The 21,486-nt window shown below is 42.6% G+C and carries 20 protein-coding genes; 6 read left to right on the top strand and 14 right to left on the bottom strand.

The window, feature by feature from the left end; genetic code table 11:
* Positions 1 to 198 precede the first annotated feature (198 nt).
* The 3 genes from RE469_09815 (at position 199) to RE469_09805 (ending at position 4,197) form a co-directional block, all read left to right on the top strand.
* The gene (locus RE469_09815; protein WMT44484.1) at positions 199 to 2,067 is read left to right on the top strand and encodes an ABC transporter substrate-binding protein; all 1,869 of its coding nucleotides are present in this window, start codon (positions 199 to 201) and stop codon (positions 2,065 to 2,067) included.
* A 122-nt stretch (positions 2,068 to 2,189) separates the two neighbouring features.
* Entirely contained in the window at positions 2,190 to 3,272 is a 1,083-nt protein-coding gene (locus RE469_09810) for an ABC transporter permease (protein WMT44483.1), read from the top strand.
* Position 3,273: 1 nt separating this feature from the next.
* Positions 3,274 to 4,197, top strand: a complete 924-nt coding sequence (locus tag RE469_09805; GenBank protein ID WMT44482.1) for an ABC transporter permease — start codon at positions 3,274 to 3,276, stop codon at positions 4,195 to 4,197.
* A 38-nt stretch (positions 4,198 to 4,235) separates the two neighbouring features.
* Here RE469_09805 and RE469_09800 read toward each other — a convergent pair whose 3' ends face one another.
* The 3 genes from RE469_09800 to RE469_09790 form a co-directional block, all read right to left on the bottom strand.
* Complete coding sequence (locus RE469_09800; protein WMT44481.1) at positions 4,236 to 6,056, bottom strand: ABC transporter ATP-binding protein; 1,821 nt, start codon at positions 6,054 to 6,056, stop codon at positions 4,236 to 4,238.
* Positions 6,057 to 6,084: 28 nt separating this feature from the next.
* The gene (bgaS, locus tag RE469_09795; GenBank protein WMT44480.1) at positions 6,085 to 7,530 is read right to left on the bottom strand and encodes a beta-galactosidase BgaS; all 1,446 of its coding nucleotides are present in this window, start codon (positions 7,528 to 7,530) and stop codon (positions 6,085 to 6,087) included.
* An 80-nt stretch (positions 7,531 to 7,610) separates the two neighbouring features.
* The gene (locus RE469_09790) at positions 7,611 to 8,636 is read right to left on the bottom strand and encodes a TrmB family transcriptional regulator (GenBank protein WMT44479.1); all 1,026 of its coding nucleotides are present in this window, start codon (positions 8,634 to 8,636) and stop codon (positions 7,611 to 7,613) included.
* A gap of 281 nt (positions 8,637 to 8,917) precedes the next feature.
* Here RE469_09790 and RE469_09785 point away from each other — a divergent pair, with 281 nt between their 5' ends.
* On the top strand, positions 8,918 to 9,097 hold the full coding sequence (locus RE469_09785; GenBank protein ID WMT45675.1) for a hypothetical protein: 180 nt from the start codon (positions 8,918 to 8,920) through the stop codon (positions 9,095 to 9,097).
* A gap of 219 nt (positions 9,098 to 9,316) precedes the next feature.
* On the opposite strand, the gene RE469_09780 is transcribed toward RE469_09785, so the two are convergent.
* The gene (locus RE469_09780) at positions 9,317 to 10,264 is read right to left on the bottom strand and encodes a hypothetical protein (GenBank protein ID WMT44478.1); all 948 of its coding nucleotides are present in this window, start codon (positions 10,262 to 10,264) and stop codon (positions 9,317 to 9,319) included.
* Positions 10,265 to 10,371: 107 nt separating this feature from the next.
* On the opposite strand from RE469_09780, the gene RE469_09775 reads away from it, so the two are divergent.
* A complete protein-coding gene (locus tag RE469_09775; GenBank protein ID WMT44477.1) occupies positions 10,372 to 13,527 on the top strand; it encodes a YncE family protein in 3,156 nt (1,051 codons plus the stop codon).
* 149 nt (positions 13,528 to 13,676) lie between these two features.
* On the opposite strand, the gene RE469_09770 is transcribed toward RE469_09775, so the two are convergent.
* From RE469_09770 to RE469_09745, 6 genes are all read right to left on the bottom strand, one after another.
* Positions 13,677 to 14,117: a putative toxin-antitoxin system toxin component, PIN family gene (locus RE469_09770; GenBank protein WMT44476.1), complete on the bottom strand. Its 441-nt coding sequence runs from the start codon at positions 14,115 to 14,117 to the stop codon at positions 13,677 to 13,679.
* Positions 14,101 to 14,637: a hypothetical protein gene (locus RE469_09765; GenBank protein ID WMT44475.1), complete on the bottom strand. Its 537-nt coding sequence runs from the start codon at positions 14,635 to 14,637 to the stop codon at positions 14,101 to 14,103. Before RE469_09765 ends, RE469_09770 begins: the two co-directional genes overlap by 17 nt.
* Positions 14,638 to 14,821: 184 nt before the next feature.
* A complete protein-coding gene (locus tag RE469_09760; GenBank protein WMT44474.1) occupies positions 14,822 to 15,109 on the bottom strand; it encodes a hypothetical protein in 288 nt (95 codons plus the stop codon).
* Positions 15,110 to 15,121: 12 nt separating this feature from the next.
* Positions 15,122 to 15,589 carry a hypothetical protein gene (locus RE469_09755; protein WMT44473.1) on the bottom strand — a complete coding sequence of 156 codons (468 nt, stop codon included), beginning with the start codon at positions 15,587 to 15,589 and terminating at the stop codon, positions 15,122 to 15,124.
* Positions 15,589 to 15,870 carry a hypothetical protein gene (locus tag RE469_09750; GenBank protein ID WMT44472.1) on the bottom strand — a complete coding sequence of 94 codons (282 nt, stop codon included), beginning with the start codon at positions 15,868 to 15,870 and terminating at the stop codon, positions 15,589 to 15,591. The genes RE469_09755 and RE469_09750 overlap by 1 nt, the downstream gene beginning before the upstream one ends.
* 371 nt (positions 15,871 to 16,241) lie before the next feature.
* Positions 16,242 to 16,910, bottom strand: coding sequence for a metalloregulator ArsR/SmtB family transcription factor (locus RE469_09745; GenBank protein ID WMT44471.1), 669 nt, complete (start codon positions 16,908 to 16,910; stop codon positions 16,242 to 16,244).
* A gap of 99 nt (positions 16,911 to 17,009) precedes the next feature.
* Here RE469_09745 and RE469_09740 point away from each other — a divergent pair, with 99 nt between their 5' ends.
* On the top strand, positions 17,010 to 17,699 hold the full coding sequence (locus RE469_09740) for a flavin reductase family protein (protein ID WMT44470.1): 690 nt from the start codon (positions 17,010 to 17,012) through the stop codon (positions 17,697 to 17,699).
* A gap of 238 nt (positions 17,700 to 17,937) precedes the next feature.
* Here RE469_09740 and RE469_09735 read toward each other — a convergent pair whose 3' ends face one another.
* The 4 genes from RE469_09735 to RE469_09720 all read right to left on the bottom strand — a co-directional run bounded on the left by RE469_09735 (position 17,938) and on the right by RE469_09720 (position 21,474).
* Positions 17,938 to 18,540 carry a hypothetical protein gene (locus RE469_09735; GenBank protein ID WMT44469.1) on the bottom strand — a complete coding sequence of 201 codons (603 nt, stop codon included), beginning with the start codon at positions 18,538 to 18,540 and terminating at the stop codon, positions 17,938 to 17,940.
* Between the two features lie 5 nt (positions 18,541 to 18,545).
* Positions 18,546 to 19,190, bottom strand: a complete 645-nt coding sequence (locus tag RE469_09730) for a nucleotidyl transferase AbiEii/AbiGii toxin family protein (GenBank protein WMT44468.1) — start codon at positions 19,188 to 19,190, stop codon at positions 18,546 to 18,548.
* A gap of 215 nt (positions 19,191 to 19,405) precedes the next feature.
* Positions 19,406 to 20,548, bottom strand: coding sequence for a lactate utilization protein B (locus RE469_09725; protein WMT44467.1), 1,143 nt, complete (start codon positions 20,546 to 20,548; stop codon positions 19,406 to 19,408).
* On the bottom strand, positions 20,545 to 21,474 hold the full coding sequence (locus tag RE469_09720; GenBank protein ID WMT44466.1) for a (Fe-S)-binding protein: 930 nt from the start codon (positions 21,472 to 21,474) through the stop codon (positions 20,545 to 20,547). The genes RE469_09725 and RE469_09720 overlap by 4 nt, the downstream gene beginning before the upstream one ends.
* Positions 21,475 to 21,486 lie beyond the last annotated feature (12 nt).

The following is a 21,486-nucleotide window of genomic DNA, read 5'->3' as shown; positions in this document are numbered from 1 at the left end:
CATACATATGAATTATCCTAATGATGATTTAAAGGGATATTCATGCTTGACTCTCCCCTAATCACTCATCCAATAGAATTTTCTATCATAGTGCACTAAAATCGGAATATTTATTTTATTATTTACTACTGTACAGGGTATAAGGTTATTTTTATAAACGAGACTTAGGATACACTCTCAGACCCGGAGGAACAAAAAATGAAGAATGTTCATAAGGCATTAATTGCCGTCGTGATTACAGCCATTATGGTTATGTTGAGTGTTTCTGTTGTTACCACTGCTGCTGGATCGAATGCATCGTTATTGAATGCTCGATCTTCTGTTCTCACTTCCGCTACAAATACAACTATTCAGACGAGCAGTGATACTTTGTACATATCGCCAGGTCCTTCTCCTGCCTATGTCGATGATTTTAATCCATTCAGTCCATATAATCCACCATCTGGTATAGATTCTCTGTTCTACGAGCCCTTGTACCAAATTAACGCCTATAATGGAACCGCAATACCATGGCTTGCGACAAATTATAGTTGGAGTGCCAATGATACCGTTCTCACATTCCACCTCAGGCAGAATGTCACATTTTCAAATGGAGATCCTTTTAACGCTACCGATGTTGTTTTCACATTCAATATGGAAATGCAAGATATCAACGAATATTCCTATCTTTCCAGTGTAAAGGCAATGGGGAATTACACTGTCATTTTTAACTTCAAGACCGCTGATGTTCCTGACTTTTTCTATATTGCCTCGAACTGGATCCTTCCTGAGAGTCAGTGGCAGGGAGTAACCAGTCCTCTGAAGCAGGTCATAACGAACCCTATCGGAACCGGTCCATATGTATTGAGCAGCTTCAGTCCACAGGAAATTATACTTGTGAAGAACACCCATTACTGGCAGCCAAATGAACCACATATACCAAAAATTGAATACATTGATTACACAAGTAACAATGCTCTCGTTCTTGCTCTTGCTGATGGTCAGGTTGACTGGGCACCTGTTTTCTCCCCAAACATAACATCTCTGTTTGTGAACAAGGATCCGACATACAACCACTACTTCTTCCCACAGGGTCAGACAGTTAACCTGCTTACAAATGATCTTGAATGGCCATTCAACCAGTCATTTTTTAGGGTTGCTTTAAGCCTGTCAATAAACAGGACCCAGATTTCCAGCATTGGAGAATACGGATATGAGCAGCCTGCAAATGCTGCAAATATAATGCAGCAGCAGGAATTCTGGCTTAACAGCACAAATCAGAATCTTTCAAAAAGTTTGGCTCAGTACAACACAAGCGAGGCGCTTTCAATACTGGAAAGCCACGGGTATTATATGAGTGGTGGTCGACTCTACGCCCAGAATGGCACGGAGATTCCCACCATTACGCTCATGACTGTTGCCGGTTATACAGATTGGGATTCCGACGTGTCCATAATATCACAAAACCTCAAGAGCATAGGTCTGAATGTTAATATAGTTACGCCTACCAGTACTGAGGTTACTCAGGATATCGCCACTGGGAATTTCCAGATGGCACAGGAAGTCGTGACCAGCGCAGGCCCCAACCCCTGGTATGACTATACTGGAATTGGTGGTCCTGTTCCAGCGCTTGGAACAGCGGCGCTAACCAACGAGATGAGATGGAACAGTTCTGGCACAGGTTTCTATAGAGCATACGAGTCGTTCAGGAGTACAAGTAACCCGGCAACTCAGAAACAGCTGATAAACGACATGGCAGGAGTGATGCTGAAAGATATGCCAGTCATATCGCTGGTCTATTCTGCCGACTGGTATGAATATGTCAACAAAACCATAGGTGGTTTTGTTACCCCAAGCAATAATTACTGGATACCTCTTTCGTGGGACCCTGGGATAATGGAAGTTGTTGCACTGCATCTCTATGTAAAATCGTCGCCGTCAAAATCCACATTTGCATTGTCTGCCGATGACTACTATATAATCGGTGGCGTAGTGGCTGCTGTGGTTATAATAGGCGGGGTCTACGGAACAATGGTATCAAGGTCAAGAAAGAAGAACGGAGGGAAAGGCAAAGAAAAAGAGGAATAGATACATTGACACTTATTTACCAAGAACATAATCTTTTATTCACTTTAAAGTTCTTTACTTCATGTGGCATGAGAACTTTCATGGCCTATGAATTATCAATAATACAGGGCGGATAGAGAAATATGGCAGATTATCCACAAAATATTGAAAGTAAAATAACTGGCGGGAACAACGAAATGAGTTCAAACGTGAGGCGTAAGCCAGGTATTCCCTATGTATACATAATAAAGAAGACTATCACATTTATCGTAGTCTTATTTTCTGCCCTGACAGTTAATTTTATACTTCCAAGATTGCTTCCCGGAAATCCTGCAGAAGTTGTGTACTCAACGCTCGTAAGGGAGGGTGCAACATCCATAAGTCCCGCTTATCTGCACCAGCTTGAGGTCGAGTACGGAATATCCAATGCTCCCATACTGGTTCAGTACTTCCATTATCTCGTGGCTCTCTTCCACGGAAATCTTGGCGTGTCCCTCTCATATTTCCCTGAACCGGTTTCATCAATTTTGCTAACTGCACTTCCGTGGACTCTCTATCTTGTTGTTACTGCAACGGTTATATCGTTCTTTATGGGGAACAGACTTGGAAGATATGCGGGACTCAACAGGAACGCAAGGAAGGATGTGATAATAGATATAACAACACTATTCTTTCAGTCATTCCCTGCATTTGTTCTCGGTTTCATACTTCTCTTGATATTCTCTGTTGAGCTGCCCCTCTTCCCAATTGGAGAAGCCTACGGGAGATCTGTTACCCCGGGTCTAAACTTTCCATTCATTGTGAGTGTGATATATCATTCAATACTTCCGTTGCTTACCATCATTCTTACATCACTGGGAGGTTGGGTGATTGGATTGAGGAATAATATCATCCCATCACTGAACAGCGATTTCATCAAGTTTTCCAGATCACTGGGATTCAGGAAGAGCCAGATCAACAGGATCGCTTATAGAAATGCTCTTCTGCCAAACCTTACAGGATTTGCAATGTCTCTTGGATTTTCTGTCACCGGTGTCCTTTTGGAGGAGGAGATATTCTCATACCCCGGTATAGGATTATACATGATCACAGCAATAGATTCACTGGATTACCCTTTGATACAAGGCATATTCCTTCTTGTAATTATAGCTGTTCTTGTTGCTAATTTCATTGTTGATATCCTCTACGGCATCCTAGACCCGAGGATAAGGCAGGAGGTTGGATGATATGAGTATGGAAGCCACAGTAGGTTCCAAAATTAAAAAACAGTCCCTCTTTGATGCCATAAGTGCATTCACTCACAGTACAACCATAAGACTGTTGTTGGGTAACAGGAAATCTAAAATTGGCCTGATAATACTCATCGCATACATATTCATAGGCATTTTCGGTGGACTCTTAAGTCCATACAGTCCTACTGCATATGAATTTGCGGCAAATCTCCCCCCTTCACTTGCACATCCTTTGGGTACCACAGCATACGGTCAGGACGTTTTCTCGCAGATCCTCACCGGAATTGGACCAACACTTGCCGTGGGCTTTCTTACCGGTATAATTGCAACCGGGATATCCGTACTTGCAGGACTGTCTGCGGGTTTTTCATCCGAGGGAGTGAGTTCCGCCATAAATGCTGTTACCAATGTATTCCTTGTCATACCTGGAATCGTAATCATAATGCTTTTCGGAGCCTTCTTCCTTGGAGATCACACGTCTCTTGGATATATTGCCATGATTGTGATCCTATCCCTCACAGGATGGGCTTGGGGGGCACGTACCCTGAGATCTCAAGCACTCTCCACGGCAAAGAATGATTTCATAACTTCATCTCTTCTAATAGGAGAAAAAAGATTGAGCATAATTTTCAGGCAGATAATAAGGGCCATGTTACCTATAATCGTTTCAAACTTCTTTTTCACTGCAATTTATGGCGTCATGGGCCTGACCTTTGTGGAGTATCTTGGTGTGGGTAATCTTCTTGAAGTAAACCTCGGAACGACACTATACTGGGCAATAAATAATCAGGCATACATTACCGGAGAATGGTGGTGGATAATGCCTCCCAGTATACTCATTTCTCTCCTGATGTTTACTTTTGTACTGATAAATTTTGGAGTTGACGAGGTCTCGAATCCATCGCTGAGGAAATATTGATTCTAAAATCCCAAAATTTTACGAATTCTCAAAAATTTTTAACTTTTTATTGGCATGGGAGCAGCCTTTTTCCATTCTGGATACCTGATACACCGGTAATAATGCACTGGATTATCTTTAGCTTGCACAAAATCAGGATGCGTAACCTTACACTCCGGGGCAGCAAATGGGCACCTGTCAGAAAAGAGGCAACCTGTTCTAGGAGACCTGAAGTCAAGTGATGTTCCTGGTATCCTCATCACTTTATCCTTCGGTATGCCGATCCTGGGAATACTACCTATGAGCAAATAGGTATATGGATGGTGTGGGCTAGCTAGCAGCTCTTTTACATTCCCCATCTCGACAAATTCTCCACCATACATTACGCCAATCCTGTCAGCAATCTCAAAAAGGATGGATAGATCGTGTGTTATGAAAACAATGGTAAGGTTAAGCTTCCGCTGAATGCTTTTGATGTCCCTGAGAATCTCGTATTCCACAAGTACATCAAGACCTGTAGTTGGCTCATCGAAAATTATCAGGGTGGGATCAAGAAGCAGCGCCATAGCGATAACGACCCTCTGCCTCATCCCACCACTCAGTTCATAGGGAAAAAGCCTGAGGACAGATTCATTGAGGCGGACAAGAGAAAGTTTGTCCACAAACTTCCTGTGATAATCTTCCATATCTATATTGTGGGCCATGAAAAGATCAATGAACTGATCTTCAATTCTCCTCACCGGATTAAGGGAGTTCATTGCGGCTTGAGGTACATATGACATTCTTTTTCCCCTTGACGATCTTAACTTGTTTTCCGAATAATTGTAAATGTTCTCGCCGTTGACCTCAACCGTACCATGGGTAATCTCGCCTGGATAGTCAAGCATTGAGAAAACAGCCTGTGCAACGGTGCTCTTGCCAGAACCAGACTCTCCAGCAATGCCAAAGATTTCTCCACGGGAAACATTGAAATTCAGATCACTGAGTATGTCCACAAATCCATCGCTTGTGTGGTATCCCGCCGAAAGTTCCTTTACCTTCAGGACCTGTTCACCATACACAACTGATCCAGTGTCTGTTCCACCGTATGGCTCAATTCTCTTATACGGATCCGGGGCTGCCTGGATGAGGCTCTTAGTATAATCTGTTCTGGGATTTGCCAGAATCTGGGAAGTGGGGCCCTGTTCAACAACGGAACCATTTTCTATTACATAGATTCTATCCGTCAGGTAGCTTACTGTATTCAGATCATGTGTTATGTAAAAGAAGGAAAGGCCCAGTGTATCCCGAAGCTTTGTTATGAGAGAAAGGATATCTATCCTCACCGACATGTCAAGCATGGACACAGGTTCATCTGCTATGACGACCTCCGGTTCCAGGGCAAGGACTCTTGCAAGGTAGACTCTCTGCCTCTGTCCACCGGACAGTTGATATGGAAATTTCTTCCTGTAGTAATGTGCCGGATGAAGAGTAACCATCTCAAGAAGTTCATCAACTCTATTGTCCATGTTGCCCGAGTATCTGTGAAGAAGAAGAGGCCTCTTTATATGCCATTCCACGTCGTGGTTTGGATCCAGGGATGCATAGGGATCCTGAAAAACCATTTGCACCTTCTTTCTGTATGCACTGATTTCCCGACTCTTCTTGAAATCTATGGGCTTTCCATTGTAAAGGACTTTTCCTGAATCTGGTTTGTGCATTAATACGAGAGTTTTTGCAAGTGTGCTTTTACCACTTCCACTGGCACCAACTATTCCCACAATCTCCTTGCTATTAAGCTCTACGGTGACCCTATCAAGAGCAACGACATTTTCCCTGCTCAGGTAACCCGTCCTCTTCACGAATACTTTTGTTATTTTTTCAGTGGAAATTATAGACATACATTTTCACCCATTGGTTATCCCGCTACTATATCTTCTCTTCAGTCATCCAGCGAAGATTATCAGGAACCCCATTGTTTTCTGACAATCTTGAGAATATAAGTGCGCTTGGCCTGAGCTGTCTCTGTTTTGTCCTCAGATCAACGCCGAAAAGGCCAAATTTCTTCGAGAAACCACTGGCCCATTCAAAATTATCCGTCAGTGCCCAGTGAAAATATCCCTTAAGGTTCGCCCCGTCCTCAATGGCTCTTTCTAGCTGGCTGATGTGTGAAACCAGGTATCTCGGGCGGAATTTGTCCGTAGCATCAGCCATGCCATTCTCAGTCACCATCATTTGAACTGAATATCTTTTCTGATATTCCATAACAACATTGTAAATTCCTTCAGGATATATTTCCCAACCGGTCTCACTTACGGATCTACCGTCAAGGGAAAGAGGCTGCTGACCTGTAGCGTGGCCGTATCCGGGAACTATCTCCCATCCGGCGCCATTACTCCTGACCATATCTCTACTGTAGTAATTTACACCTATCCAGTCCGTCTTTCCAACCATGTCGTCCATGATATCAGGAACACCGGATTCACCACCATCCTTGGTAGAGAGCCACTGACCATCTCCCCTGATGATGTAATCAAAAAATGAGAAGCGTATATTGTATCTTGCCAGCTTAACTGCCTCCTCATCCGACGGAGAGAGAGGCTGAAGGTCCCCATTGGCGTAAATAACTCCAACAGGTTTCTTTGATATTCTCTTTATAAGGTCATATGCCCTAGCGTGTGCCTCTGCAAAGTCTCTCTTTCGCTGATCGGTTGCTTTCCTACTTCGGTCCGTGGAACAGTATTGGAATACCATGTTTGGTTCATTCATTGTTGACCACATATCGGCCAGATCATCGAACTTCCATGCTATATACGCTGCATACTTCAGATATTCCAGTGTTACTTCTCTGTCAAATGATCCCCCAAGTGCCCTCTCTTTCTGATCATATGGTATGCGAGAAGGATCGTTCAACCAAATGGGGATCGACCAGTGATACAGGTTTATGACGAGAAATTTATTACGGTTCTTCCAGTCCTCAAATATCCTCCTGTAATGGTTTAAAGCGGCTGAATTCGCTATTTTGTCAAGTTTTTCCAGCTCATTATCTTCTATTTCAGCAGATATCATCCTTCCCTTGCTGAATTCTGCATTCAGCTTCACATCATAGGTTGGCTTTGGAAAAATTCTTGACCACTCGATGCCCAGCCTGGCCGCATTCATCCCAATGGATGAAGCCAAGTCATGATCTTCTTGAAACTTGTCCCAGTATGCAACCCCATTTTCCGGTAAATCTCGGGATACATAGCCAAGATCCATATTCCTCCTATCATGACACCACGCATACCAGTCTGAATTTGTATCCGGATCTGATAAGCCCATTTCAAATTGAAAACCGCTTTCAGAAAAACCTAATTTAAAACCATTGGGTAACATTCCTATCGATTATTCCGTATATTATTAAAACATTATCTTAAACACTATTTAGTAGTATTCCTACTGTTAACTGAAACAGATCATTTTCCATACTGCATTTTCAGCGTGATCTTAGACATTCTGACATCCTCTATTACCGCTGTTTTGCCACCTACAGAGTATGTGCGATCAGCGCATTCGAGGAAAAAAGTCTGTTGGACTCCTGGTAGAACCTTAGTTCCAGTCACTTTCCCAATCAGATGAATTGCTGTTCCGTTCATAATTCCATCTACTTCGCCTGACAAAGATATATTGTCCTTGATGAAAGAATCTATGATCTCGCAGGTAAGCCAGATATTGTTCAGGGTGTAATGACTTAACTTTGGAATTCTAAGTGTGTCCCGGTTGTTCTGCCATACCATCAAATAAAAATAATAACTGAGAAGATGAAGCATCTTATTATCATCAAAATATATGGCATAATCTTCCGGGTCGTCAGCAATGCCCAGATCAACAAGGCCAAGGGCCCGATCCACCATTACTATTTCTGCAGCACGTCCTGCTCTCCGGTTAACAATCACGTCACTCGGAATCAGGTTGATCGTTTCCTGATCAACATCATCAAACACAACGAGTGCCACCGTAATCCCATGATCAGATGCATTTCGGATGGCCTGGAGGTTATTTCTAAGTTTTCGTCGATCTACCGATAGTATTATTTCGCTTCTGGCCTGATGAACCATCGATTCTATTCTAGCGTCTATATTTTGTGGACCCTCAATTGTCCATATATAATACGCCTTAACTGGTTTGATGCTTTTAATACTCTCTATTTCTACATCAAGTCTCTTCACAAATTTATCCATGTCATTTACATATTTCCCAAGGGAAGACTGTACGGGAATAGCCCTGTACAGCTTTTTCCTGCCTGATGTTGATTCTACAAATCCTTTTCTTGAAAGCGACGAAAAAACGTCATAAATCCTGGGCTGAGGAATTCCAGACAATTTAACAACCCCTGACGCCGTCTGAGGACCGTGGACTAGCAAAGCAATAAGGACCTTGCTTTCATATTTGCTTAGTCCAAACCTCATAAGGTCCTGTTCAAACTGCTCTGCATTATCCATTGTCCACATAATTCCCGTCTGGCTTAAAAATTTGGTTCTTCCCATTTCAGTGTTAGTGATTTTATCAAATATTTGGATATATTATTTCCTGGGTGAATGCCAGGTATATTCAACATTGATCGAACTTAAAATGAAAAAAATGCCATAAGATTTAAACTGTGTCCGCTAAATCTGGTTATGCCGGATTCAGGTGTAGGAATGGGGAGTTGCGTGAAACTGCCCTTGAGGCTTTGAAATGAATCTCCCCCTGATTCATATGGCCCATTGGCACTTTCTTCTCTGTGGGAGAAGTAATAGGTGTATGCCATGGAATCTTCTCTCCCCGCACAGGAATGAGGGCAGGAAGTGGTATAATTCTATGGTTGAGAGTGGACACACACAGGGAGATGCATTATGCAGAGGTACAGGATGAGAAGAGGAATGTCCTGTGGCATGGCAGAATATATACAGGCACGGATTAATCTCGTGAATCCTGCTCAATACAGTTACGCAATCTTCATAATATGTGGTATTATTCCAGGAACAACCGGTCAGTCTCCACGCGCCTTTACGCTTGGCTGGGACTTAGCTAATATATTGCAGCAAATATTGCAGCGGAAGTAAAACTATGAATACAGCAATTTGTGAAGACGTTCCACACGATTAAAATAGTGCATCAAAACATAGTGCAAAAGCGAAAGTCAGATTGCATTGCCGTTCAGCTTAGCCTTGACAATTCTTGGAAGACTGTACCTGCTTTCAAACGGATGTATAAGTGTTACCTGGTATCCTAGCAGGCTTTCTTTCAATTCACTGAAAATATTTAACATTTCCTGAAAATTCTCCACAGCTACCAGAATAAGGATAGTCCCATCAAAATTTTCCTTGAAGGAAACATAGCTGGATTTAAGAAGATCAAGAACTTTTTCTTTTATCTCATTGCTCCTCATATCTCCGTGATTTATGGAAACTATATAGAAAAGAGGATTTACACCGTTGTATCCGTTGAAGATAGGTTCACATGAAATAGCATTGCTGAAAGCCATTTCATGTATCCTACTGTTTATGGTTCTGACTCCGATTCCGGTCATGGAGGATATCTTGCTTAGCCTTGCCATGGGTTCTGTGACAAGCACCCTGAGTATGGCAAGGTCCTTAGCATCGAACTTGTAATGATTTTCGGTTATATGCTTTTGCCTTCCCAATACATTAATCTGGCCGAATGCGCTGGAGAACAGCTTCAGCTGACTGTCCAGGTGCTCCTCATCGTAATGAATGACCTCCATTACGAGGCTATCACTGGAAAGACCATACCTGTGAAGATACATAATGGTATCAAGGGTTGAGAAATTATTCCAGATCCTGTCCAGAACACCTCTGTCCGCGGAAATGTAAATGGCGGTCCTGAAAAGACCGAACGACGTCACGTCAGGAACTATATTTATTCCGCCAAGCACACCGATCTCAGAAAGCCTGTCAAATTTAGTTCTTACAGCCTTCGGGGAAATGTCCAGATATCTTGCGATCTGCCAGTACGTTGGTCTGTTATTCAAAGCGTAATTTGGCCACTGGATAAGTCGAAGTGCAGAAAGCAGTTCTCTGTCCATCTTTGGGAAGTAATCGTACCTGAGATATATAAAACGTGCCATTTAATGCTTGGTGGCGTCCAGTGCTGTATTAATAAAACCTGAATATTAAAATATTGGAGTATATGAAAAACAAAGGAAAAAGATACATCGGTGGATTGGCAGTATTAATGGCTTTAGCCATGGTTCTGTCTGTTTTTGGTGCAGTACACGTTGAGACGCAAAATCCCCCTCATCCCGGAACATCACCAGAAATTGCCAGTGACATTTCTGTTGATTCATCTGCCGGGGCAAAAGAAATTGTAACATTCACTGAAAATGGCCTTCCATCAGGCACTCACTGGTCTGTGCAATTTGGAAATCTCTTTGCAAGTTCCAATAGTTCAAGTATAACTTTCAAGGTTATCGATGGTAGTTATAGCTATTTCGCCTATTACAGTGGATATTCAGGATATGTATTTCATGGAAACACCATTGTTTCTGGTTCATCCGTATCAGTATCCCTGGCATTTCATGCCCTAACATTCAGCAATACAGGTGCAACATCTGGATTTGCATGGGAAATAAGTTTGAAGAATGAGACAGGGTATTCAGACTCATATTGTGGAAATAATGACAGCGTTACTTTCTACGTTGCAAACGGTAACTACAGTTATTCTGTAATGTCCGGGAACAGCACAATGTACAACATGTATGAAGTCGCATCAGGTTACAGAGTGGTGTCTGGTAGCAGCATGACTGTTTATTTGAAGTTTTACAGGCTCAGTGTATCAGAAACTGGATTGCCTGTTTCACAGACAGGGTATTCATGGTCTGCCAGAATTTCAAACAAAACAGGCTTTAATGTTGAGATTGGAATACCCGGCAGTTCGCTGAGTCTCTTTGTGCTTGGCGGGAATTACACATATTCTGTTCAGTATATCAACGCTCAGATACAGGAACTTGGGGCCACTTCCTTCCCGGTAAAAACAGGTTACATCAACACATCAATATCCACTGGAGTTTCTCTCGCTTTTGAAAAGATTACCTTTAGTGAGAAGGGCATGCCTGCAGGTGCCAGGTGGGCAGTTGCTGCATTCAACGAATCCACTTCAGCTTCAGACGCGTTCGTAACAGGACAGTCTGCTGGCAGCCTTTACCTCTTATCAGGAAACTATGAGTACGTATCGTATATTGTCTCGGGGCATCAGCCAACATACTCCAATGACACACCACTCCCAATTAATGTGAATCATTCTCCAGTGAGTGCCCCCACTGTGGTTTTCAAGGGTGTGTACAACGTTACTTTTACGGAAACTGGACTTCCTGCAGGGACAGACTGGTCAATCCAGAACATATATCTTCCAACAACAGGTTATACAAGTTTTTCAACATCCGGAAGCACGTTGTCTCTTTACATCGCGAATGGGTCTTACAGCTATCAGTTATCGAACCCAACATTATCCGTTTATAAATCGTTAACCGTATCGGGCAGATCCCAATCTGTCGCTGCAACATTTTATAAACTTGCATTCCAAGAAATCGGTCTTCCGTATCAGTCGACCTGGTCGGTTAACATATTCAACAGCAGTATACAAAGCTATAACATGCAGCAGACTGCTCCTGATGATATTGTATACTATGTGCCGAACTTAACATACACATATTCATTTACAGCATACCCTTTCAACTCGCCATACAGTTCCAATGCTTTCCAGAATGGAACAACGCCAGGAAGAATATCCATAACTACTTCAGGAGCAACAGTGAATGTTCCTTTCAAGACCGCCCGCAATTTTTACACACTAACATTCATTGAAAATGGGCTCATCTCAGGCACACAGTGGTACACTACGCTCGATTATCCAAATTACAGAGGATATTACTATTCTTCCAGCAACGGGAACAATGTTACATATGTGGCAGAAAATGGCACCTACAGCTATACCATTAACGGTGTCATCAGTGGCACAGCATTTGTGAATGGACATAATGTTGTTATCCATATCAATCTGGACTGGACAAAGTATGCCACAATTGATTTCAGCGAGCGTGGGCTTCCTGCTAATACTCTTTGGGGTGTGACAGTTGGCAATATCTCTCATTCGTCTAACACATCTGAAGTATACTTTACTGAACCTCATGGAGAATACCTGTTCTCCATCTCAGCGCCGTCAGGTTACATCGCCTACCCATCGTCAGGAGAGATTCCCCTTTTTGGAAACACAGTATTCTCAGTTCAGTTTCAGCCGAGAACCAATGAAAGTGTCGGCTACGTCAGCAAAACCATCAGTCTTATAAGTGGACGTGTGTCATCAGGTGACTACTATGTGAATCAGCAGTATGGTTCAAGTCCAGCAATGATGGCTTACGATTCAGCAAACGGAATGATCTATATGGCAAATTCATACAGTGTTCTTGTAATAAACTCCAGCAGTTCTGTAATTCCCCTTTACATGCAGACAGGCTTCAATGGGCCATATGGCATAGCATATGATAGCAGCAACGGACATGTCTACGTGGCAAATTCTGGCAGCAATACCATAGCAGTAGTCAACACTTCGATCAACAGGGTTACTCAGCAGATACCCATGGGACAAAATTCACAGCCACTTTTGCTGCTTTACAACGCATATAACAAATATCTATACGCCTATGACCGCGGCACTGGAAACGTTTCAGTGGTTAATACAACCTCCAATGAGTTAATCAGAAATATAACAGTGGGGAATATCATAGGCGATTCCATTCATGCTGATTCATCCCTAATAACATTCAGCACGGAAGACGGCAATGTTTTCATTCTGAACCAGAACTCAGGAAATATAACGGAAATAAATGGAAGCGACAACAGGGTCATCATGAATGTTACATTGCAATATGCACAGCTTCCAACGTCAATTGCATTTATTCCTTCCACAGATTCACTGTATGTAGCAGGATTCCAGAATCATAATGTCACAGTTATGAATGCTTCCAACCTATCTTTCGAAAGAAACATAACACTTCCTGGAGTCTATGTTACAACCATGCTTTATGACTCTTCAAATGGATACGTGTATATTGGTGACCAGAATTCTGAGATATTCATTATCAATGCTAAAAACAACAGTTATGTTACATCAATCCCAGTGGATTACGGGCCTTTCTCAATGATTCTGGTGACTGGGGGCAACACTGTCTTCGATTACAATGATCTTTCTGAAACCATATCCGAGATATCTCAGTTTGAACCGGCAACACCGGTGACTAATATTCCAACTTTGGCGATTTACGCAACAGCAGCGATCGCTGTTGTGATAGCTGCCGGAGCCGGGAGCTATGTGTATCTGAGAAAGAAACACTAATTACCAATCTTTTTTACATTTATTCCATTGAACGAATTATGCTTATTTACCCGCATTATAGAACTTCAATACTTCCATATTTTCCTAAGGAACTCAACTTCAAATCCAAGATGTTCTTACTCATTACGTGTCGATTAGATGCTGAGGTTTTAACTTTTATAATTTTCAATGAACTCTTCTGAAGCCAAAACCTCAATATCGTCTTGATTTTTCAATTCGCTCTTCATGGAAATCAGATCCTTATCATACGTAATAATGAAGTCAGAGCCGATGCTTCTAGCAATTGCAATAAGATACCAATCGTTTCCGATCCTGTTAAGAATTTTCTGATTGTGCTCTAAATCTTTCATGGGGATGTAACTAAGCCAGGTGTCAATATCATCCATAAATTGCCTGAAATATACAGGATCAATTTTACTTAGTTTCGGGTCGCTCTTAATTATTCTTCCAATTTCTCCCATCAGGGCGTCGCAGGTGTAAGATGTGACTCTACCATCTCTGATCAATTGTATCACCAATTTACTTGCAGTTCCGGCTTTTCTGCCAAGAATTGCTCGAAAAAATACGTTAGAATCAGTTACAATTTTCATTTATGGGATGCCTGATTCTGTTAAATGCAGTGTCTAAATCATCAATAGTAAGATCATTTTCCAGTGCAAACGAATCAAAGTAGCTGTACAGATTATCGGGTATTATGGCAGATTTAACAGTATATTTTTTATATTTTTCATACACATAAGCTAAGAGTTTCTCCGAAGCTAATCTATTGTATCTTTCTTTGATTCTTGAAAGTGCTGCCCTGTGAGGTTGATCAAGACGGTTCCACAGTGCATGTGCATCTTTGAAGCCTTCTGGAGTGAGGATGAAACCGTCTGAATCATTTACAAGACCCGATGCCACCAGTTCATTGAGATCGCTGTCCAACTCACGGGAAAATGGTCCATAATAATGAGGGATGAATTTATATCCTTCCACCTTTTGGAAAACTGTCTCCTTTAAGAGGAGAAACATTTCCTTCTGTAGATGAGTTTTGGACGTTATGCCCTCATTATCCCGCATTGTGGATCCCCTAGCATAAATAAGCAATTTAAGAAGATCCAATTTCTGCATACCTATGCATATAATCAACCTTTATAAGAACTTCTTCACAATCCCTGCTCCGGAAGAGACGGTTAAACAAGTTCCAGATAACGCTGAATCTAAATATTCGCATTATTAAAATGAATATATATACCTAAAAATTTAACTTAATAAATTGACTGATCGGAATTCGATTAGTGTTTTAAGGTGACTACTATGGATAAACCACTATCCTTTTTTCAATTAGAAGTTCTTTATATTTTTCTCCGCTCAAGCTACATTCAACAAACTCCTCTAGTTCTCTTTTATCAAGATGCAACTGATCTTTCATAAGACCCAATAGATGATCACTGTACTCATCTGTCCCATGACTTATCTTTGTCCTTACTGATGTTTTTTTTCCATTAATGTAGAAAAAATAATACTTGTGGTTTGAATCAACGCGCTGAAATCCCTTAGAAAGTAAAGCTCTTTCTATATCTCTGGTCTTGATTACAGTCAATTAGGCCACAGTTTACTTTGTAATCGAAAGAAGATATCGTTTAATTTTAAGCGCGTCTGATGTAAGCTCAGAATCTTCAGCCATAACTATTTCCTTCCACAATACGGATATCTCCTCTAAAACATCATTTAGACACGTTTCATAGTTAGAATTTGAATAACTGATATTAAGGTCGGAATTCTGAAAAAAATGAAGCTTTGTGTCAGGCTCATAACTGTAGGCAAGCTTTAGAGGTAACGCAAAATCAATTTGTAAATCTTTAAGACCATACAATTCTATAAAATGAACCGGGAACTTCTTGACGGTCACATTTTCAGCGTTTCCCTGAAAGACGCTTGGTTCATCCAATACAGGAATAGAATAAACTTGGTCTGAAATCGACATTGGCGGGCGCGGATTAAATAAGTACATGCTAGGACTCGTAGTGATCTGGCCATCATAGGTTGAATAATACGAGTAATAGATTTCACCTTCACTCATTAGTCCACCTTCTTCTTAACCTGTACCTCTCCCTCGTCAGAAACAGTAATGGTGCAATTTTCCCACATTGTGAACTGAGATAGCCAGTTTTGCTTTGGTATGAAAAGATGCATCGCATGTTTATACAGTACCGGAGCTCCGATTTGAATTTGACCTGGTTGCTGTGGAGGCATTGGAACTGGTAGCCTGTATCCAAAAGAGACCTGCACAAACTCGGCACTAGTTGGAGGAGCAAAGTCTGCTTTTATCTCGGTAACAACGACATCAACTGTATATGACATTCAAGAACAACAAAATTAGGATAAAATAATCCTATTAAAAGGTTCACATAATAAAACCGCCCAATGAATAGTTGGGAAGTAACACGGATCGAGAAACCCTCGTGTTGCTATAAGTCTGCACTAAGCGTAGCGACATCGATCTGTCAAGCGCTCCTTAAGCCCCTCATCTGAATAACTCTCTGCAGAAGAAAATTACGTGCCAACAGATCCGAGGTTTATTCAGTATTACCTGAACTCAGATTTATTAGCAAATAAGAACAGCTCTCGAATCCGTGGACTGAGGGTAAGATGCATCAAGGTGAATTTTCAACATTAATATTAAATTCACAGGAAAGCTTGAGAGACTCTGAAAAATATCCAATAAGCTGGTATCACACAAAGAACTCTTCCAGGTCTTTCAGCATTCTCACTTTCCTTGTTTCTGGAATTTTTTCAACATAGCCGGATTTCACCAGTGTTCTGAAGACGGAAGCGCCGAGGGCTCCCCCAAGGTGATAACTTCTTACTGTCCAGTCCATGCAGCCATATGCAAATTTCCTCCTGCTGTTTTTCCTGATGGGAATCTCAACGTTTCTGGATAGTAGTTCCACACGCCCTTTTTCCGTCAATGATATTCCCTTATCGCCTGTGTCTTGGATCAGCCATCCTTCCGCGATACATCTTTGCAGGAAGTCCACTCCCTTTATGCCAGCCAGATGGTCGTAGCATGTTCGTGCATAATGTACCTCCACCATGGCCCTTGAAAGAACACGTGTTGTTTTGGGTCCTGCAGTTTCCTTTGAATTGAGTATGGAATCAAGCCACCCCACAATATCCTCGAGATATTCAGGGGAAAGTCTGTAGAACTTTTCTCTTCCTATCTTTATGGAATCCACTAGCCCTGATGCCTGGAGAACTGACAGACCATTGGAAACTCTAGGTTGAGCATAATTCAGGCCTGCCACAATCTGGTTAACTGAAGCGGGTCCTCGGGAAAGAAATTCAACAATGCTGATTCTCAGGGTACTGGAAAGCGCCAGGAAAATTTCTTCTTTTTTCAATTATGATAGGATGATCGCCTTCCAGTATAAAAATACATCAACGTATTTCAATCTGCAGATATATGACAACAAACCTATAGGAATCAATTATCTGCTAGTATGGCAACAGATAAGGAATCTGGGACAGCATGGAATCAGAAAAGTGCAGATAGTAGCGATGACAATACTTATGAGACCAGTTACGAACATGACATAGAAAAAATCAAGCCAAAAATACTGTATTTTGGCACCCCAGTGGTACTGGTCTCAACAGTTGACAGTGAAGGAAATGTCAATCTCTCTCCGATGTCATCGGCATGGGCGCTTGGAAACTCCATTGTACTTGGGCTCTCGACACTTGGGAAAACCTTCGAGAATCTCCGGAACACCAGAGAATGCACACTGAACTTCCCAGATGGCACAATGTGGAAGAATGTAGAGAAATTGGCACCCCTCACGGGAAAGAATCCCGTGCCTGAACAGAAATCAAGTGTTTTCAGGTATGAACCCCATAAATTCTCTGCCTCCGGCCTTACACCTGTAATGTCTGAAAATGTAACGCCGCCAAGGGTGCTTGAATGCCAGCTGCAGATGGAGTGCTCGGTGAGCAACATTTATGATCTGAGGGAGGGCAATTCCGCCTTTGCCGCAATCGTGGAGGTCAAAGCAATAGCGGTGTATGCGCACAGGGACATAATTCTGGACAGAAGCCATGTTAATCCGCCCTTGTGGAAACCCCTCATCTATTCTTTCCGCCACTACTTCACGCTTGGAATGGAGCTTGGCAAGAGCTTCAGGTCGGAAACATAGGCACCAGGATGAATAAATGTGGCCTGGATAGTGCTTCTGGGATTATTCCCTCTCATTAGCTTTATCCTGGACCACTTTATGTAAGAATAAATACACAATATGAATAACGTTGTGAATTCGGATTTTGTGGCTACTAACCAACAAATGAGGGTTCCGGGAAAACCCATAATGGTTTATTTGTAGAACCTAATCAAACGTTTATTCATTTGTTTACCATGGGCCTGTTTCTGCTGCGCATTTATTCAGGTGCTGTTTCTTTTTCATATTCGCCAATACCAATAAATGCAATGACCCGTTTCTTCATGTACTCAGGAAGCATGAGAATATACTCCTGAAGTTTTTTCTTGTTAACAGCCCTCAAAATCTCGTTTTTGACTTCCTCAAGCAAAAACTCATGGTAATACACCATATCGATTAGGATCTTTTCTGTGTCAGCGACTGGAATGAAGAAATCGCCATATTCCACAAGAGAGTAACCGAAAAACATGCTTCTCTCGATCCACCGTATGACATAATTCCTTCCCCGAAAAGTCCGAACGCCACTTCTGACCCGTCTTGGCGTAATTATGACTGGATTCGTCTCCTGCTCCCATAGATTCCGGATAGACAACGCATCCTGCAATCCGTAATAAAATGGCTTGAAAGCAAATCCCACGTACTGGATATCATCATAGAAGGAATATTTCCCCCTGGTGATCCTGTATATTCTTCCGGATTTAACAAGATTATTCAGCACAAGCTTATAGTAACCTTCTGGACCGTGTCTGAGCGTGAAGAAATTTCTGGCTTCGTATGATGTGAAGACCGGTTTGGAGGAAAACTGTGCAATGAATTCCTTCATGAATTTCATCTAATATGCCTCTTTATGTCTCTTACCATGTTCTCAAAGGTTGGAGTCAGCCCAGTGTAAACAAGTGTCCGCAGTACGGGTTCATCAACAGTTGGTGGTAAGTCGGATAGGAATTCCATAAGATTTATCCGGGTGGAAGCCAGCAATTGATAATTGGTTGAAATGTGGTAAATATCATAAATGTCTCTGATGTAACGGCGATCAGTATAAGCCAGCATTTTCTCGTTGATAAACTGGTCAGCTGTCAGACTTAAGACCTCAACATGAGTCACATCACTGAGCTCGTAAGCCATCTGATTGCCTGTCACACTGGATACGTGGTTGACTTCTACCCTTACCATTGCGTTATTGTTCTTTATGGTTAAGGATATTGCATCTCCGGTATCTTTAATCCTTGGAACTGACAGACCATGTGACATGACTGATTCCTGAAATTCCGTCAAGATTTCTGGAAAAGAGTGGGAATAAAAATCAAGATCCTCGCAGAATCTCTTACCTTCATAGCATCGCCAGATGGCTGTTCCTCCATGGAAAACCAAATCATCTGTCAGCGAATAGAGAACATCTATGATTTCATCCTGAAGAAAGGCAATCTGAACTTGAGATTGTTTTTTCAGTTGCTTTGCTATGGGTAATTTCATTATATGCAATTAACGCAAGATATACAAATTTATATCTTCGGTTAATTCATACCCACTGCCAATACATTTCATAAGATTACTAACGTTATGCCTAATTGCTCCGGCATAAGGGATGGGATAGCAAATTTATGCCACTTGATTTCGAGAACCATGCAGCAAAACTATGTATGTCAAAGGGTGAGCATGCCACCAGTAGACAGCAATTTGATTCGTAATTATTGACTGGGGCGCATGTTTTCCCATTTTATATATTCCAGCACCCTTGGAATGTTGATTTTCATTGGGCAAACTTCCCTACATCCTCCAGAGTGTGTGCAGTACTCTGCCGTTGCATAGTCCCCGTTGACAATGGCAGTCCACATAGCCCCGGTAGGTCCACCATAGGGCTGCCGTCCCCATTCCTTGCCCAGTACTCTGTATACAGGGCAGGCGAAATAACACCGTCCACACTTTATGCATAGAAGTGCTTCTTTCATGGATTCGTCCCTGCTCGCTTCCATTCTCCCGTTGTCAAGAAGGATGACATGAACCTCTTTCGGCCCAGTTGCCGGGCTCACTCTCCTCAGCTCTATATCTGCAGTTGAGCTTGGGCCAGATGTTATGTTAACATATGTTGGGGGATAGAGACCTGCATATGCCGACTGGACCATGGCCTCCTTCATGGCATCATTCAGGGTCGGCACAATCTTGTCTATTCCAGTTATTATGATATGAACCGGGGGCAGCACCGTATCTATGCGTATGTTCCCCTCGTTTTCTACAAGTACCACAGATCCTGTGTCAGCTGAGATTGCATTGGCACCGGATATGCCAATGTCGGCTTCCATGTATTTCCTTCGCAAAAGCTGCCTCACTGCAGTAACAATCTCCTCCGTGGTTGATCTGTCTGATAGCTGCAGCCCAAGCTCTTTATGAAGCATCCTGCCTATATCCTCCCTTGTCATGTGCAGTGACGGGAAGACGATGTGTGATGATTCATCTCCAGAAAGCTGAATCAGATATGCCCCCAGGTCCGTCTCTGATACTGAATTACCGGCTTTCTCAAGAGTGTTGATAATGTCTATCTCATGTGCCACGTTTGACTTTGCCATGACTATTTTTCGGCCCGTACCCACAATCTTCTTCAGGATGTCCCGGGCTTCGTCAGTTGTTCTTGCAAGGTATGCCCTGCCTCCGGTTGCCTCTACAGATTCCATGGTCTGCTTCACATATGAATCAAGATCGGCAATGACCCTCAGCTTTGCGTCCCTTATTTCATCCGCCATCATGTGAAGGTATGGATATTTCTCAAGGATGGAATCAACCTTAGGCACGTTGTTTTCCAGGGCACGTTCAATTGCAATGCTCCAGTTGCTCATTCAATCACCTCCGCCAGATCCTTCATGCCGCTCACGTATGGCTTAAGGTTCTGGTAGCAGAGCGGGCATGCCACCATGACGTTCTGTGATACGGTTAGCAGTTTCTCGGCCCTGTATTTTGCTATGCTGTCGCTGAGGTCCATATTGACAGGCCCCAGGGGTCCTCCGCAGCACGTGCCAAGGTCCCGGCTAGTGACCATCCTGTCCTCAATGAGCTCAACTCCTGCGGTGCCGGCGATTTCCCTTATCTTGCCCCCAATGGTGTCATATCTGGTATACAGGCATGGATCATGGAAGACAAATTTCCCCCTGCCGGAATATTTCTGGATCAGGGTGAGGTAATTATGGACCTCGATGTCTGCTCCGAAATGCTCCTTAAGCCTGTTCATTGCATTTGTTGTGTGTGGATCCACAGTAATTACCCGCTTTACCCCATGATCTTTCATCAGTTTCAGCACCCTGGATCCGTATTCCCAGAACTGATCAAGCATGCCAAGTTCCAGCAGTAATCCTCCGCTGTATGGCTCATCATCGTACAGGTAACCATGATCTATGCCGTTCTTCAGGAGCAGGTTTGATATGTTTGAAAGAATCCTGTAGCCTCTCCTGAGATCATCCCTGTCAGGCTTTATGAAGAACTTCCCGAGTGATGCAAGCCTTGCCGATCCTCCCATCCTTGCAAAGGTTGAAAGGTGCTTTTCGTATGCCCTGAAGAGGCTGGAAAGCTGGTACATGAATGATGTGTATATGATTGTCTCCCCGCCCTTTTTAAGTGAGTCGGTCCAGGCACTGCAGACTGACCTGTCGATGGGAAAAGGGACATAGTTCTTCATGAGGGAATCCATCATCACATCCCGTATGCTTTCAAGCTGCTGGAACATCATTCTTCCCTGCCGATCCTGCACTTCTCTGCCTTCAACGCTCATGCTGCCCCACTA

It is taken from the genome of Cuniculiplasma divulgatum, from assembly GCA_031200235.1.
In the GTDB taxonomy this organism is placed as follows: domain Archaea; phylum Thermoplasmatota; class Thermoplasmata; order Thermoplasmatales; family Thermoplasmataceae; genus UBA509.
This window is presented reverse-complemented; position numbering and strand designations above follow the sequence as displayed.

What these genes read in the sequence shown, in the direction of transcription:
- RE469_09815 (WMT44484.1), top strand. Translation starts at nt 199, where the DNA reads ATGAAGAATGTTCATAAGGCATTAATTGCCGTCGTGATTACAGCCATT.
- RE469_09810 (WMT44483.1), top strand. Translation starts at nt 2,190, where the DNA reads ATGGCAGATTATCCACAAAATATTGAAAGTAAAATAACTGGCGGGAAC.
- RE469_09805 (WMT44482.1), top strand. Translation starts at nt 3,274, where the DNA reads ATGAGTATGGAAGCCACAGTAGGTTCCAAAATTAAAAAACAGTCCCTC.
- RE469_09800 (WMT44481.1), bottom strand. Translation starts at nt 6,056, where the DNA reads ATGTCTATAATTTCCACTGAAAAAATAACAAAAGTATTCGTGAAGAGG.
- bgaS (WMT44480.1), bottom strand. Translation starts at nt 7,530, where the DNA reads ATGTTACCCAATGGTTTTAAATTAGGTTTTTCTGAAAGCGGTTTTCAA.
- RE469_09790 (WMT44479.1), bottom strand. Translation starts at nt 8,636, where the DNA reads ATGGATAATGCAGAGCAGTTTGAACAGGACCTTATGAGGTTTGGACTA.
- RE469_09780 (WMT44478.1), bottom strand. Translation starts at nt 10,264, where the DNA reads ATGGCACGTTTTATATATCTCAGGTACGATTACTTCCCAAAGATGGAC.
- RE469_09775 (WMT44477.1), top strand. Translation starts at nt 10,372, where the DNA reads ATGGCTTTAGCCATGGTTCTGTCTGTTTTTGGTGCAGTACACGTTGAG.
- RE469_09770 (WMT44476.1), bottom strand. Translation starts at nt 14,117, where the DNA reads ATGAAAATTGTAACTGATTCTAACGTATTTTTTCGAGCAATTCTTGGC.
- RE469_09765 (WMT44475.1), bottom strand. Translation starts at nt 14,637, where the DNA reads ATGCAGAAATTGGATCTTCTTAAATTGCTTATTTATGCTAGGGGATCC.
- RE469_09755 (WMT44473.1), bottom strand. Translation starts at nt 15,589, where the DNA reads ATGAGTGAAGGTGAAATCTATTACTCGTATTATTCAACCTATGATGGC.
- RE469_09750 (WMT44472.1), bottom strand. Translation starts at nt 15,870, where the DNA reads ATGTCATATACAGTTGATGTCGTTGTTACCGAGATAAAAGCAGACTTT.
- RE469_09740 (WMT44470.1), top strand. Translation starts at nt 17,010, where the DNA reads ATGGCAACAGATAAGGAATCTGGGACAGCATGGAATCAGAAAAGTGCA.
- RE469_09735 (WMT44469.1), bottom strand. Translation starts at nt 18,540, where the DNA reads ATGAAGGAATTCATTGCACAGTTTTCCTCCAAACCGGTCTTCACATCA.
- RE469_09730 (WMT44468.1), bottom strand. Translation starts at nt 19,190, where the DNA reads ATGAAATTACCCATAGCAAAGCAACTGAAAAAACAATCTCAAGTTCAG.
- RE469_09725 (WMT44467.1), bottom strand. Translation starts at nt 20,548, where the DNA reads ATGAGCAACTGGAGCATTGCAATTGAACGTGCCCTGGAAAACAACGTG.
- RE469_09720 (WMT44466.1), bottom strand. Translation starts at nt 21,474, where the DNA reads ATGAGCGTTGAAGGCAGAGAAGTGCAGGATCGGCAGGGAAGAATGATG.